Source organism: Rhodoferax sp. OV413 (genome assembly GCF_900104385.1).
Lineage (GTDB): Bacteria > Pseudomonadota > Gammaproteobacteria > Burkholderiales > Burkholderiaceae_C > Rhodoferax_B.
Genome location: NZ_FNJA01000001.1, coordinates 13,589 through 28,038, shown reverse-complemented (window position 1 = coordinate 28,038; position 14,450 = coordinate 13,589). Strand labels below are relative to the sequence as shown.

Annotated in this window: 12 protein-coding genes; 2 read left to right on the top strand and 10 right to left on the bottom strand. The window is 65.9% G+C overall.

Features of this window, described 5'->3' with window-relative positions; translation table 11 throughout:
• The first annotated feature begins 18 nt into the window (after positions 1–18).
• Complete coding sequence (locus tag BLT66_RS00115; protein ID WP_176954930.1) at positions 19–531, top strand: hypothetical protein; 513 nt, start codon at positions 19–21, stop codon at positions 529–531.
• On the opposite strand, the gene BLT66_RS00110 is transcribed toward BLT66_RS00115, so the two are convergent.
• The 9 genes from BLT66_RS00110 to BLT66_RS00070 all read right to left on the bottom strand — a co-directional run bounded on the left by BLT66_RS00110 (position 528) and on the right by BLT66_RS00070 (position 12,022).
• Positions 528–989 (bottom strand): SixA phosphatase family protein, encoded by a 462-nt coding sequence (locus tag BLT66_RS00110; protein WP_092756939.1) that lies wholly within the window; start codon positions 987–989, stop codon positions 528–530. The genes BLT66_RS00115 and BLT66_RS00110 overlap by 4 nt on opposite strands.
• A gap of 5 nt (positions 990–994) precedes the next feature.
• The gene (gene ppk1, locus BLT66_RS00105; protein ID WP_092754138.1) at positions 995–3,070 is read right to left on the bottom strand and encodes a polyphosphate kinase 1; all 2,076 of its coding nucleotides are present in this window, start codon (positions 3,068–3,070) and stop codon (positions 995–997) included.
• A gap of 177 nt (positions 3,071–3,247) precedes the next feature.
• Complete coding sequence (locus tag BLT66_RS00100; protein WP_092754135.1) at positions 3,248–6,361, bottom strand: error-prone DNA polymerase; 3,114 nt, start codon at positions 6,359–6,361, stop codon at positions 3,248–3,250.
• Complete coding sequence (locus BLT66_RS00095) at positions 6,354–7,661, bottom strand: Y-family DNA polymerase (RefSeq protein ID WP_092754132.1); 1,308 nt, start codon at positions 7,659–7,661, stop codon at positions 6,354–6,356. Before BLT66_RS00095 ends, BLT66_RS00100 begins: the two co-directional genes overlap by 8 nt.
• Positions 7,624–8,337 (bottom strand): translesion DNA synthesis-associated protein ImuA, encoded by a 714-nt coding sequence (imuA, locus tag BLT66_RS00090; protein ID WP_092754129.1) that lies wholly within the window; start codon positions 8,335–8,337, stop codon positions 7,624–7,626. Before imuA ends, BLT66_RS00095 begins: the two co-directional genes overlap by 38 nt.
• Positions 8,338–8,447: 110 nt before the next feature.
• A complete protein-coding gene (locus BLT66_RS00085; RefSeq protein WP_092754126.1) occupies positions 8,448–9,080 on the bottom strand; it encodes an ABC-type transport auxiliary lipoprotein family protein in 633 nt (210 codons plus the stop codon).
• Complete coding sequence (locus BLT66_RS00080) at positions 9,077–10,024, bottom strand: MlaD family protein (protein WP_218922539.1); 948 nt, start codon at positions 10,022–10,024, stop codon at positions 9,077–9,079. The genes BLT66_RS00085 and BLT66_RS00080 overlap by 4 nt, the downstream gene beginning before the upstream one ends.
• Positions 10,021–10,860 carry an ABC transporter ATP-binding protein gene (locus tag BLT66_RS00075; protein ID WP_218922538.1) on the bottom strand — a complete coding sequence of 280 codons (840 nt, stop codon included), beginning with the start codon at positions 10,858–10,860 and terminating at the stop codon, positions 10,021–10,023. The genes BLT66_RS00080 and BLT66_RS00075 overlap by 4 nt, the downstream gene beginning before the upstream one ends.
• 1 nt (position 10,861) lies before the next feature.
• A complete protein-coding gene (locus BLT66_RS00070) occupies positions 10,862–12,022 on the bottom strand; it encodes an ABC transporter permease (RefSeq protein ID WP_092754117.1) in 1,161 nt (386 codons plus the stop codon).
• 248 nt (positions 12,023–12,270) lie between these two features.
• On the opposite strand from BLT66_RS00070, the gene BLT66_RS00065 reads away from it, so the two are divergent.
• The gene (locus tag BLT66_RS00065; protein ID WP_143029118.1) at positions 12,271–12,678 is read left to right on the top strand and encodes a hypothetical protein; all 408 of its coding nucleotides are present in this window, start codon (positions 12,271–12,273) and stop codon (positions 12,676–12,678) included.
• Between the two features lie 78 nt (positions 12,679–12,756).
• On the opposite strand, the gene BLT66_RS00060 is transcribed toward BLT66_RS00065, so the two are convergent.
• Positions 12,757–14,388: a 3-(methylthio)propionyl-CoA ligase gene (locus BLT66_RS00060; protein ID WP_092754111.1), complete on the bottom strand. Its 1,632-nt coding sequence runs from the start codon at positions 14,386–14,388 to the stop codon at positions 12,757–12,759.
• Between the last annotated feature and the right edge of the window lie 62 nt (positions 14,389–14,450).

Below are 14,450 nucleotides of genomic sequence, written 5' to 3'. Positions count from 1 at the left end.
TAAAAAAGGAATTTCCGCATGACCGCCGCCCCCAAAGCCACCAGCACACCCGTAGCCGCACCAGTTGCAGCGCCCGCCGCACCCGTCGAAAAGACTGTGCCCGCCAAGGCCGCCGCACCCAAAGCAGCCCCTGTGCGCGCCAAAGTGGCCAAGAGCACCAAAGCCCCTGCTGCAAAACCCAAGGCCGTTGTAGCCAAGCCCAAGCCAGTGGCCGCAGTCGCCGCCGAGAAGCCCGCCAAGGCCAAGAAGCCCAAGCTGGTCCGCGACAGCTTCACCATCCCCAAAGCCGAATACACCGTGCTGGACGACCTGAAACTGCGCGCCATCGCGCTGGCCCAGCCCGCCAAGAAGAGCGAGTTGCTGCGCGCCGGCATCAAGGCCCTGGCCGCCATGTCGGATGCAGCTTTGCGGGTAGCCCTGCACGCCGTGCCAACCATCAAGACCGGCCGCCCTGCAGCAGAAGCCGCCAGCGCAGCGCCGGCCAAGCCCGCCGCCAAGAAAGCAGTCAAAAAGGTCGCAAAGAAGGCCTAAAGCAGCTCCGGGGCCTGCACCGTGACCACCACGGTCTGGGCCAGGCCGTCACGGTCGCGCCGGCGCAGCCACCAGACCGCGCCCTTGCGCACCGACAGCTCCACGTCGCCCATGCCCAGCAACTGGGCAATCGTCTGACCCAGTGTGGGCTGGTGGCCGACAACCAATACCGCAGCCTTGCTGTCCGGCCACTGGGCAGCCGCCAATAGCTGCTCTGGGCTGCAACCAGGCGCCAATTCAGGCCGCAGTTTGTAGCGGCGGCCCATAGCGCGTACGGTTTGCTCGGTACGGTGCGCCGGGCTGGCCAGTACCCGGGTGCTTTCGGGCAGATTCCGGTCCAGCCACTGGGCCATGCGGTGGGCTTGCTTGACGCCGCGCGGCGTCAGGCAACGGACCATGTCGTCCACGGTTTCATCCCCCTCCTCTGCTTCGGCGTGGCGCCACAAGATCAGGTCCATGGCGTTCACCTGCGGCGTTGGCCGTAGCGGCCCATCAAGGCGGCCTGCGCGCCAGGGCCGTCGCTGCGGGTTCGGGTATAGCTACCGTCCGGGCCCAGGTCCCAGGCATCGCGTTCATCCAGCAGATAGGGCACCAGGCATTCGTCGATCACGCGCTGGCGCAGTTGCGGGTCGGTGACCGGCCAGGCTAGCTCGATGCGGCGCAGCATGTTGCGGTTCATCCAGTCGGCGCTCGACAGATAGAGATCTTCCTTGTCGCCATTGCGGAAGTAGAAGATGCGCGAATGCTCCAGAAACCGGCCGACCACCGAGCGCACGCGGATGTTGTCGGTCCAGCCCGGCACCTGGCCGGGCAGCATGCAGGCGCCGCGCACCACCAAGTCGATGCGCACGCCCTGCTGGCCCGCGCGCACCAGGGCGGCAATCAGCGCCTCGTCGGTCAGCGCATTCATCTTGGCGACGATGCGGGTCGACTTGCCCTGCGCCGCAGCCTTGCCCAGCGCATCCATCGTGTCGGTCAGCTTGCGGTGCAGCTGGAACGGTGCCAGCCATAGGCGGCGCAGGCGCGGCAGCTTGCTCTGGCCGGCGATGTGCACAAACACCTGCTCCATGTCGCTGGTCAGCGCCGCGTCGGCGGTCAGCTGGCTGATGTCGGTGTACAGCCGGGCCGTGCGCGGGTTGTAGTTGCCGGTGGACAAATGGCCGTAGCGGCGCAGCTGCTTGCCTTCACGGCGCGTCACCAGCAGCATCTTGGCGTGGGTTTTCAGACCCACCACGCCGTACACCACCTGGGCGCCAATTGACTCCAGCATCTCCGCCCAGTTGATATTGGCTTCTTCGTCGAAACGGGCTTTCAGCTCCACCACCACGGTGACTTCTTTGCCGCGGCGCACGGCTTCACGCAGCAAGGCCATCAGCTCGGAATCCGGGCCGGTGCGGTAAATGGTTTGCTTGATGGCCAGCACCGCCGGGTCGTGAACCGCCTCGCGTAAGAAGGCCAGCACCGCATCAAAGCTCTCGAATGGCTGGTGGATCAGCACATCACCTTGCTTCAGGCGTTCAAAAAACGACTGCCCGCGCGTCAGCTGCCGCGGCCAGCTGGCCTGGAACGGCGGGAACAGCAAGGCTGGCCGGTCCACCAGGTCGATCAGCTGGGTCAGCCGCGCCAGGTTCACCGGGCCATGCACGCGGTACAGCGCCTGCTCGGGCAGGTCGAACTGCCGCAGCAGAAATTGCGACAAATGCTCGGAGCAATCGGCCGACACCTCCAGCCGCACCGCCTGGCCAAAGTGCCGTATTTCCAAGCCCTGACGCAGTGCGGTGCGCAGGTTGCGCACATCGTCCTCGTCTACCGCCAGGTCGGAATGCCGGGTCACGCGGAACTGCGAAAACTGCCCAACCTCGCGGCCGACAAACATCTCGTGCAGATGCGCACGGATCACGCTCGACAGCGACACGAACAGCATGCGCTCGCCCGACACCGCATCCGGCAAGCGGATCAGCCGCGGCAGCACGCGCGGCACCTTGACGATGGTGATCTCGTTCTCACGGCCAAACGCATCGTGCCCGCGCAGACGCACGATGAAGTTCAGCGACTTGTTGGCCACCTGCGGAAACGGGTGTGCGGGGTCCAGCCCCACCGGCATCAGCAATGGGCGGACTTCGCGGTCAAAGTAGGCCTTGACCCAGCGGCGCTGCACGGGGTTGCGCTCGCCATGCGGAATGATCTGGAAGCCTTGCTCGGCAAACGCCGGCTGCAGCTGGTCGTTGTACAGCGCGTACTGGCGCGCTACCAGCGCATGGGCATCGGCCGCCAGTTTCTTGAAAGAGTCGACGGTGTAGACACCGCGGTAGTCGTTGCTGTGGGCCGCCACCAGGTGCGGGGCGCCACGCACTTCAAAAAATTCATCCAGGTTGGACGAGACGATGCACAGGTAGCGCAGCCGCTCCAGTAAGGGCACATCAGGCCGAAGGGCGCAGTCCAGCACCCTTTCGTTGAAAGCCAGGATGCTGTGGTCGCGGTCCAGCAGCGCTCCAGGGGTGGACTCGGGTACGGAAGTATTTTTTTTAAGTGCGGACATCAGTAGGGTCAGACAAACGGGCGCGGGATGGTAGCGGCCAGTGTCATGAAATTTGATGTCAAAACGATGACAAAGCCGTGACCCATCTGCCCTATCCACTTCATAAGCTTTTTAGGCCTCTGGCACATATTCCACCAGCGCAAATAGCTATTTATTTAATAGCATTCGTGTGACAACTCAATGAAAATCCCGGCTGCTGGTAGCCAGTTCGCCCAGCAAATTGCTGACATCGCGCAAGTGCTTGGCCACCAGGTGCCGCACCTCACCCACGCGCTGCCACTGGCCGTACACCGCCAGCAGCTTGGCCTGCAGCAAGGGGGCGCGCTGGCTGTCGCGCAGGCTCTTCCAGACGATCACGTTCACGCTGCCAGTTTCGTCCTCCAGCGTGACAAACACGATGCCCTTGGCCGTACCCGGCTGCTGCCGCACGGTGACCAAGCCGCAGGCGCGCACCATGCGGCCGGTGGCGGCCTCCGGCAGATCGCGCAATTCGGCGGCCGACAGCAGCCAGCGCTTGCGTAAATAGCCACGCAGCAAGGCCACGGGGTGGCGGCGCAAGCTCATGCCCAGGGCCGCGTAGTCCCAGACGATTTCCTCGGCTTCGGGGGCCTCTTCCAAAGCCAGCGCCTGCTCATCCACCGGCGCATCGCGCAGCAGCGCAGGCGTGGCATGCAAGGCCGAGGCATCCCAGACCTGCTGGCGCCGATGCCCGGACAGGCTGGCCAGCGCATCGGCCCGGGCCAACGCATTCAAGGTAGGCGCGTCCAGCTGCGCGCGCAAGGCCAGGTCTTCGGTGCTGCTGAACGGTTGATCGGCACGGGCCTGCACCAGGCGCACCATGTTCTTCTGGGACACGCCCGACACCAATCGCAGGCCCAGGCGTACCGCTGGCTGGTCCTGCCCTCCATCTTCCAAGGTGCAGTCCCAGTCGCTGTGGGTCACGTCGGCCGGCCGCACTTCCACGCCATGGCGCTGCGCATCCTGCACCAATTGCGACGGGCCGTAAAAGCCCATAGGCAGCGAATTCAGCATGGCCGCCAGAAAACAGCCTGGCTCATGGCATTTCATGTATGCGCTGTCGTAGACCAGCAGCGCAAAGCTGGCCGCGTGGCTTTCTGGGAAGCCGTATTCGCCAAAGCCCTGCATCTGGCGGAAGATCGCCTCGGCAAACTCGGGTTCATATTTACGCTCCGCCATGCCGTCCAGGATGCGCTGGTAGAACTTCTCGATACCCCCCTTGCGCTTCCAGGCGGCCATGGCGCGGCGCAGTTCGTCAGCCTCGCCGGGGCTGAAGCCCGCGGCGATCATGGCGATCTGCATCACCTGCTCTTGAAAAATCGGTACACCCATCGTGCGTTCAAGGGCTGGACCAAGCGCTTCATTGGGTAAGGTTTTGGGCTCCAGACCCTGGCGGCGCCGCAGAAATGGGTGCACCATGCCGCCCTGGATGGGCCCGGGCCGCACGATGGCCACCTGCACCACCAGGTCGTAATAGCAACGCGGCCGCAGCCGGGGCAGCATGCTCTGCTGGGCCCGCGACTCGATCTGGAACACGCCTATGGTGTCGGCGGCGCAGCACATGTCGTAAGTCGCTGTATCGCCCTCCTTGATGTGCTGCCGGGTGAATGCGTAGCCACGCCACTGGCTGATGAAGTTCAGGCTGCGGTGGATGGCGGTCAGCATGCCGAGAGCCAGCACGTCCACCTTCAGCAGGCCCAGCGCGTCGATATCGTCTTTGTCCCACTCGATGGTGGTGCGGTTTTCCATCGCGGCATTGCGCACCGGTACGCTGGAAGTGAGCCGGTCGCCGGTCAGCACAAAGCCACCGGTGTGTTGCGACAGATGGCGCGGAAAGCCGATCAGCGTACGCGTCAATTCCAGCAGCAAGACGATGCTGCGCAGCGTGGGGTCCACGCCGATCTCGCGCAGGCGCTCGGGCATGGCCTCGGGGCCGTCCCACCACACATGGTTCTTGGCCAGCGCCTCCAGCATGTCCAGCGGCAAGCCCAAGGCCTTGCCCACGTCGCGGATGGCGCTGCGCGGCCGGTAGGTGACCACGGTGGCGGTCAGCGCGGCACGGTGCCGGCCGAAGCGCTCGTACAGATACTGGATCACCTCCTCGCGCCGTTCGTGCTCGAAATCGACGTCGATGTCCGGCGGCTCGTTGCGCTCGCGGCTGATGAAGCGTTCGAACAGGCCATGGCTTCGGACTGGGTCGACCTCGGTGACCCGCAGGCAGTAGCAGACCACCGAATTGGCCGCCGAGCCGCGGCCCTGGCACAAGATGTTGCGGCTGCGCGCAAAGCGCACGATGTCATAGACGGTCAGAAAGTATTTTTCGTAGTTCAGGTCGCTGATCAGCGCCAGCTCGTAGTCCAGCCGCGCCAGCACATCGGCCGGCACACCCTCGGGGTAGCGCTCGGCGGCACCCGCCAGCGCGCTCAGGCGCAAAAAGCTGGTCGCGGTATGGCCCTGCGGCACGACCTCTTGCGGATATTCGTACTTCAGTTCGTCGAGGTTAAAGGTGCACAGCGCGGCCACCAGCAGGCTTTCCTGCAGCAGCTCGGGCGGGTACAGGCCGGCCAGGCGCACGCGGGTGCGCAAATGGGACTCGGCATTCGGCTGCAAGGCAAAGCCGCAGTCGGCCACCGGCCGCCCCAGGCGCACGGCGCTGATCACGTCGTGCAAGGGCTTGCGCGAGCGCGCATGCATGTGCACGTTACCTGCAGCCAGCAGCCTCAGGCCGCTGCGCTGGCCGGCCTGCTGCAGCGTGTGCAGCCAGCGCGCGTCGTCCAGGCGCTGCAGCAGGGTCACCGCAATCCAGCAACGCTGCGGAAACAGGCGCTGCAGCCACTGGGCACGCGCGCCGATGGCGTCCGCATCGGCCAGCCGGGGTGGGGATAGCAAGGCCAGGCAGTCGTTCAGCTGGCTGGCCTGGGCCTCCCAATGCGCGGAGTCTTGCCGGTAGTCAGCATCGCGCGGGGCGCGGCACAGGGTGATCCATTCGCACAGCTGGCCGTAGCCGCGGCGGTTGCGGGCCAGCAGCACCAAGCGGCTGCCGTCCTGCAGCTTGAATTCGGAACCGATCAGCAAATGCAAAGGCTGCTGGCGTGCTGCCACATGCGCGCGCACCACGCCGGCCACCGAGCATTCGTCGGTGATCGCCAGGGCGGTGTAGCCCAGCTCCAATGCGCGTTCCACCAGTTCCTCGGGATGCGAGGCCCCGCGCTGAAAGCTGAAGTTGCTCAGGCAATACAGCTCGGCATAGCCGGGCAATTCCTTATTAGCCATACAAGCCATGCAAGAACCAGCCACTGCTGCCCCGGGCCGGTGCCCGCTCGCGGTAAACCCACAGCAGGCCGGAATGTTCGCTGTGGGCGATGAAGTAGTCGCGCCGGGTCAAATCTTCTACACCCTCCCACCAGCCGGCCTCGATGCGCTCGGGGCCGGCCAGCAGGCGCAGCGGCCCCTGGTACAGCGGGCGGTGGTTCTGCACCGCCAGAGGTTGTGGCTGGCGCAAGATCCACGGCGGATGCGAGGCCTGGGCCGGATCGGGCGCGACAGGTTTGCCGGGCGGCGTGGTGCTGGCCGCGGCCCAGGTCTGCATGCGCTGCGGACGGTGGTCGGCCACGGCGTGGGCACGCAGCACCTGCTGTGGCCCGAGCCGGGCCGAGACCCGTTCAATGAACTGCTGCAGCGATTCGCCGCGCACCCGGTCCTCAGGCAGCAGGCTCTGGCTGCCGACCTGCAGCCGCTCCACGCCCAGCGCTTCCAGCGTGATAGCCACCACCGGCGCGGCCAGCTGGGTGTGAGCCAGATGCTCGGCCAGCAGCTTGGCCAGGTGTGCGGTGTCGCGGGTGGCTTCGGCTGTGCGCACCTCCATGCAGCCGGCCGCCGCCTCGCTGCGGCGCTGCATGTCATGCTCCCAGTGCAGGCGCACGCCGATGGCGCCGCTTTGCCGGGCCTGCAGCCAGGCTTTCAGCTGCAGCAGCAGGCGCTGCACGCCAAACAGCATGCCCTGAGCCACCTCGATGCGGCCGCTAAATTCCAACCGCAGGCGAAACTGCTCGGGCAGCACCACCCAGGGATAGAGTTCGGGCTTCAATCCATAGGCCCGGTCCAGCGCGTCCAACACACCAGCGCCAAAGCGGCGAGACACACCGCTACGTGGCAGCGCACGCACCTGGCCCAGGCTGCGGCAGCCAAGGCGCTGCAGGGTCGGCAGATGGGCGGCCAACGCCGCCAGGCATTGCATGGGCAGGCCGTCCAGACGGGCCTGCAGAGTGTGCGGACTACAGCCCACTAAGGCTGCACTGCGCTGCTTCAGCAGGGCCAGCGCAGCCAAGGCGGTGGGCGCCAGCGCCAGGCTGCAGGCGCACCACGGCGCCGCTTGCTGCTGCACCTGGCGCAGCAGTTGGCGCTGGCCGTGGAACAGGCGTACGCTGGCCTCCACCTCCAGCAGCACAGCCTGCTCCAGCCGGCAGACACGGGGGCTGAACTGCAGCACGGCCCAGGCCAGGGCTTGCAGCAGCGCCTCGGCTTCCGCGGCTTCTTCAGGCGGCGCTAGGGGTGCGAGGGCGATCCACAGCATGCAGCGGGGTGCCAACAAGGGGCGTAAATATGCGCGCCGGTTTCACCAGGGCCGGTGGCAGCGCGGGCAGCAACAGCACCGGCCGGTCCAGGCTGGGGCCGCGGCGCTTCAACACGCCGAGTTCCAGCCGGTGCCCGGGCGCGCTGCCCAGGCGGATGCGCAGCGGCGCGGGCGACGACTCGTGCTGTGCGCCCAGCGGCCGGAAGGCAAACACCAGCGGCGCCTGGTTCTGGTTGGCGCTTTGGGCAGCCATCTGCAAACGCCTCAATTGCTCAGACCGGGCCTGGTCCAGCCAGACCAGCAGCGCGCCGACATCGCGGCAGCGCAGCGCCTGCTCGGCCGCCCACAGCCGGTCGGCCGGCCGGCTGGCATGGACCAGCAAGACGGAAGCCATGGGCAAACCCATGCTGGCCAGCGCCGGCATATTCGGCAGATGCGGGCTGGCCACCAGCACCACCGCGCCCGGCACGGTGCGCAGCGCCGGCAGCAGCAAGCGCCACTCGTGTACGCCGGCCTGGGTTTGCAGCAGCTCGGTCAGGCTGCCGCAGGGCCAGCCGCCGCCGGGTAGCGCCGCGTCCAGCGCCGCATGGCCGCTGGCCACCGTGGGCGCACCACCCGCGCTCAGCTCGCTGGCGCGCCAGACGGAATCGAGAAAGGGAACAGCGCGGGCAGGCATGGCGGTAAATAGCGGCAGAAAATACTGGATAAATAAACAGTTATCTGCATTCTAGGCCCAAGCCAAAAATACTCAAGCCCTGCGCGCAGCACCCCTACAAAGGTCAGGCGTTATCGGTCGGCAAGCGTGGATGCGCAAAACGCCGCCAGCTCGTCCAACACCGCCTGCACCGCGCCATGGGCCGCCACTACGCCGCCATAAGGGTCATCGGTCTTGGCTGCCACGCTTGCATCAAACTCGCGCCAGGCCAGCACCCGGCGGGTGCTGGAATCCACCAAGGTGGCGCGCAGCGTAAAGCGGGTGCGGCTGGGCGCAGTGGAAAAGTCTTGCTGCAGGCGCAGGATTTCGGTGTCCAGCCGCAGACTGCCCGCCACCGCAGTCGGTGCCAGCACCACCGCGCGGAAAGCGCCGCCCTGGCCCAACGCGGCCACGATCCGCGGCGCCAGCATGCGGGCCGGCGTATCCACCCACGCGTTGTGGGCAAAGTACTCCAGGGTATGCGGGCTGCGCACGTAGACGATGTGGGCGGTGTCGAACCCCGGCGCCGCGCGCGGCAGATCCACCAGCAAGGTCGGCGCCGACGCGGCGGCTTGCACGGGCGCAGCCGCCAGCGCAGTGCCCAGCGTGTAGACGCTGGGCTGCGCCACCGCCGCCGGGCGCAATGCCGTGCATCCACTGGCCAGCGCCAAGGCGACAAGGGCGCTGCACCAGCCCATAGGGTGCATCAAGGGGAAGTATTTCATGGTGCTATTGCCTGTGGGGTTTGTGGGTTGGATTCGCCCGGCCCGTTCGGCACCAGGCTGCGCCCCCAGAGCAAGGAAGCGGGGTTGCGCTCGGTTTGCTCGCTCAGGCGTCGCAGCGAACCGGACAAGGCATTCATTTCACCCAGCAAGCGCTGTACTTCGGGCAGGGTTTCGCCTCCCACCCGGGCCAAATCGATGGCGGCGGCATCGATCACCTGCGCAGCCCGCTGGCTGGTGAGGGCGGTTTCCAAGCCCATTTTCTGCACGGCATCGGCGGCCGGGCCGATGCGCGCAATCGCGAGCCCGAGCTGTGCCGACGCCTGGGCGGTGTTCTGGAAGGTGCGCGCGGCGTTGGCGAGGCCCTTGTCAATACTGTCTTTGCGGCCGGCAATGGTGCGGCTGATCACGGCCATGTCGGCCAGCACCTGGCGGATGGCAAGCCGGTTCTCGTTGCTCAGCACCGCATCCACATTGTTCGATATGCGGTCGAGCTTTTCGGCGGCGGTGGTGAGCACGTTTTCCAGTCGAGCGCTGAGCGAGGGCTTGGTGCGGATTTCCGGGTACAGGCCTGGCGCTTTGGCACGCAGCAGTGGCGCGGCCGGGGTGCCGCCGCCCAGCTCCACGTAGGCGATGCCGGTAAGCCCCTGGGTTTTCAGCACGGCCACCGTGTCTTCCTTGATCGGCGTGCCCTGCTCTATCGCAAAGGTCAGCTGCACGCGCTCCGGGTTAGCGGCGTCCAGGTGGATGTCGCGCACCCGGCCGACCTCTACACCGTTGTATTTGACGGGCGCGTTCAGGTTCAGGCCGGCAACCGATTCGTTCTCGATCGCCAGGTACAGGTCGTATTGCTTGCGCACGGCGCCGCCAGAGGCGAGCCACAGCAGGCCCGCCACCAGGGCCGCGCCTAGCAGCAGGACGAATACGCCTACGAGGGGGTAGTTCACTTTGGTTTCGATGGTGTGCTCCTGGTTGTGCCGCCTGCGGGCTGTTCGGCCTCTCCGGCCTGCGCTTGCACTGCCCGGCTGCGCGGACCGTCAAAAAAGGGCCGGATCGCCGGGTTGTCCAGCTGCGACAGCTCGGCCATCGAACCTATGGCTTGCACCGTGCCCTGGGCCAGCACGGCCACCCGGTCGGCTACCTGCCACAGCAGGTCGAGATCGTGGGTCACCATCACGATGGTCAGGCCAAACAGCCCGCGCAACTGCAGCACCAAGGCGTCCACGCCGGCCGCACTGACCGGGTCCAGGCCGGCAGTCGGCTCGTCCAGAAACAGCAGTTCGGGGTCGAGGGCCAGGGCCCGCGCCAGCGCCGCACGCTTGAGCATGCCGCCGCTGAGCTCGGCCGGATACTGGGCTGCCACCTCGGGCGCCAGGCCGACCATCGCCAGCTTGGTCGCGGCGATTTCCGCAATCAGGGCCGGCGGCAGCTGGGTATGTTCGCGCAGCGGCAAGCCGATGTTGTCACCCACCGTCAGAGCGCCGAACAAACCGCCATGCTGGAACATCACACCCCAACGGCGGCACAGCGCCAGGGCATCGCCATCGCCGATGCTGAGCAAGTCCATGCCCAGCACCTTGACCGAGCCGGCGCTGGGGCGCTGCAGCAAAACCATTTCGCGCAACAAGGTAGATTTGCCCGAACCACTGCCGCCAATCAAGGCGAATATCTCGGCCTTGCGGATGCCCAGGTTCACATCGGTATGCACGGTGTGCGCGCCGAAGCGCGTCGCAACATTGCGCATCTCGATCACCAGGCCATCTTCTGCGGGAGTGGTTGGCATATCAGAGGTCCAGCACGCTGAAGATGATGGAGAACAAAGCATCGGCCACGATCACCAGAAAGATGGACTGCACCACGCTGCGTGTGGTCTGGCGGCCCACGCTCTCGGCGCCACCGCGGGTGCGAAACCCCTGAAAGCAGCCAACCACCGCGATGATGGCGGCAAACACCGGGGCTTTGCCCACACCCACCATGTACGAGGTGGCGCTGACGGCTTTGACAAAGCGGTCCAGAAACTCGGCAAAACCCACATCCAGCTGCGCGCGCGCCATCACCATGCCGCCCAGCACGCTGAGCACATCGGCAAACATCGTCAACGGCGGCAGCGCAACCGCCAAGGCGATCAGCTTGGGCAGCACCAGCAGCTCCACCGGCGCTATGCCCAGGGTGCGCAAGGCATCCACCTCTTCGGTCACCACCATGGTGCCGATCTGCGCGGCATAGGCCGAGCCGGATCGGCCGGCCACGATGATGGCAGCGATCAAGGGCGCAAACTCGCGCAGCATCGACAGGCCCACGATGTCCACGATAAAGATGTTGGCGCCGTACTGCCGCAACTGGTCGGCACTCTGGTAGGCCACCACAATGCCCAGCAAAAAAGCCAGCAACCCGACGATGGGCAGAGCGTCAAACCCCGCGATACGGATGTTGACCAAAACCGAGCGCCAGCGAAACCGCCTGGGCTGCACAACGCAGCGGGCCAGGGCCACCGCGGTTTCACCCATGAAGCCCAGCAGTGCCAGGGCTTGCTCAGCGGCCTCTACCGTGCTGCGGCCAACACTTTCCAGCACCCCGGGCTGGGGCAGCGGCGGGGGCAATGGCTTGCGGGCCTGGTTGGCCACTTGCTGCGCAACAAAGTCCAGCAAGCGGGAAAACGGCGCGCCCAAGCCCTGCAGATCCACCGCGCTGCCCTGGCTGCGCAAGCGCAGCAGCAGCTTTTGCAGCACCCAGGCCCCGGCGGAATCCAGTGCCGCCACCTGCGCAGCATCGACCCGGAGCGCGGTCGCTGCGGAGAGTTGCACGGCATCCAGCTGCTGCAACATGTTGGCCTGCAGGCCGGCCGCAGTCCAGGCGCCCGACAAAACCAGGCTTTGCGGAGTCGGTTGCGCGATGGCGGCCGCTGCGGTCGTCAGGGACACGGGCGTGGGGTTGAGATTTGCCATTATTTGAGTTTCACAGCAGGACATGCGTGTGCATTTGAGCTAGCGCAGAACACATGCATTCCTTTTCAAATAGTGCATCTGCAGCCTAGCGGCCGGCGACGGCCGGCGTCTGTGCGCCACCGTACGCAGGAATAGGCCTACAAGGCCTTCAGAAAATGGCGCCCCGCAGCACGTCGCACTGTCTGGCAGCGCGCGCGCAAGGCGGAAACCATACTGGGTCCACCCTAAAAGCTTTGGAGGCGCACACCATGCCGCACCCTGCAGACATCTCCACCCATACATCAGCACGCCGTAGTTATATGTACTTTGCCGCTATCGCACTGTTTGCGGTCACGGCCGCCACGGCCCAAGTCAGCATCGACGCATCCGGCAACTACCAGGACGAAGTGCGCGCCTGCCGCAGCGGCCACACGCCGCAGAGCCTGGCGACCTGTCTGGAAGAAGCCCGCAATGCCCGTACCGACAAAAGCCGCCGCAGCCTGTCGGCCGACACATTGCTGGCCAACGCCATGGCCCGCTGCGAAAAGCTGCCGCCCGACGACCAAACCGCCTGTCGTGCCCGCATGATGGGCCAGGGCAACAGCTCGGGCAGCGTGGCTGGCGGTGGCATCTTGCGCGAATACAACCAGGTGGAAGTCGTGCCGGCCACGCCCTGAGTTATTCGGAATACGCTCCTATATCCATAGCTGCTGGCGCAGTTAGATACTGCGCCAGCGGCCTATTTGGCACTTAATTTAAGAGCTGCCGGGCAGGCGGTAGTCCTTCAGCTGCTCGCGCAAGCGCATCTTCTGCATCTTGCCGGTAGCGCCCAGCGGGATCGCGTCGACGAACACCACATCGTCGGGGATCTGCCACTTGGCGGTTTTGCCCTCGTAGAACTGCAGCAGCTCAGCGGCCGTGAGCTCGGCGCCGGGCTTCTTCACTACCACCACGATGGGCCGCTCGTCCCACTTGGGGTGCTTGATGCCGATGCAGGCCGCCATGGCGACGGCCGGGTGGGCGACGGCGATGTTTTCCACCGCGATCGAGCTGATCCATTCGCCGCCCGACTTGATCACGTCCTTGCTGCGGTCGGTGATCTGCAGGTAGCCATCGGCGTCGATGGTGGCCACGTCGCCGGTGGGGAACCAGCCGTCCACCAGCGGGCTGGGCACCTGGCTTTTGTAATAGTCGGCCACGATCCACGGGCCCTTGACCAGCAGGTCGCCGGCGGCCACGCCGTCGTGCGGCAGCGGCTGGCCGTCGCCGTCGACGATCTGCATGTCCACGCCGTAAACCGCACGCCCCTGCTTCAGGCGGATCGCCATTTGCTCCTCTTTAGATAGCAGCAGGTGCTTGTTCTTCAAGCTGCAGAGGGTTCCCAGGGGTGAAATTTCGGTCATGCCCCAGGCGTGCAGCACTTCCACGCCATAGGTGTTCTGGAACGCGTTGACCATGGCCGGCGGGCAGGCCGAGCCGCCAATCACCGTGCGCTGCAGGCTGCTGAAGCGCAGGCCGGCCGGCTGCATATGGCCGAGCAGCATCTGCCAGACGGTGGGTACGCCGGCGGCGAAGGTCACCTTTTCGGCCTCGATCAGCTCGTAGATGGATTTGCCGTCCATCGCCGGGCCGGGGAACACCAGCTTGCAGCCGGTCAGCGCCGCGCTGTACGGAATGCCCCAGGCGTTGACGTGGAACATGGGCACGACCGGCAGCACCGCATCGCGCGCGCTGATGTCCATGGCATCGGGCAAGGCGGCGGCGTAGGCATGCAAGGTGGTGGAGCGGTGGCTGTACAGCGCAGCCTTGGGGTCGCCGGTGGTGCCGCTGGTGTAGCACATGCTGGAGGCAGTGTTTTCGTCGAACACCGGCCAGTCGTAGCTGCTGGAGGCCGCGGTTATCCAAGCCTCGTAACTCAGCAGGCCGGGGATGCCGGTGTCGGCCGGCAGCTTGTCGGCATCGCAGAGCATCACCCAGTGCTGCACCGTAGGGCAACGCGCGTGCACCGCCTGGACCAGCGGCAAGAAGGTGGCGTCGAAGCACAGCACCCGGTCTTCGGCGTGCTGGGTGATCCAGGCGATCTGATCGGGGTGCAGACGCGGGTTGATGGTGTGCAGCACCCGGCCCGAGCCGCTGACGCCGAAGTACAGCTCCAGGTGCCGGTAGCCGTTCCAGGCCAGGGTGGCCACGCGGTCGCTGAAGCCCAGGCCCAGGCCGTCGAGCGCATTCGCAACCTGTCGGGCGCGGGCAGCCACCTGGCGGTAGGTCGTGCGGTGGATGTCGCCCTCGACCCGGCGCGAAACGATTTCGGCATCGCCATGGTGGCGGTCGGCAAATGCGATCAGCGTCGAGATCAGCAGGGGTTGGTTTTGCATCAGGCCCAGCATCGGTCTACTCCTCTTTGGTATGGATTCCAGTATTGCCCAACGCCAGTCTCCCTGGTCCCAGT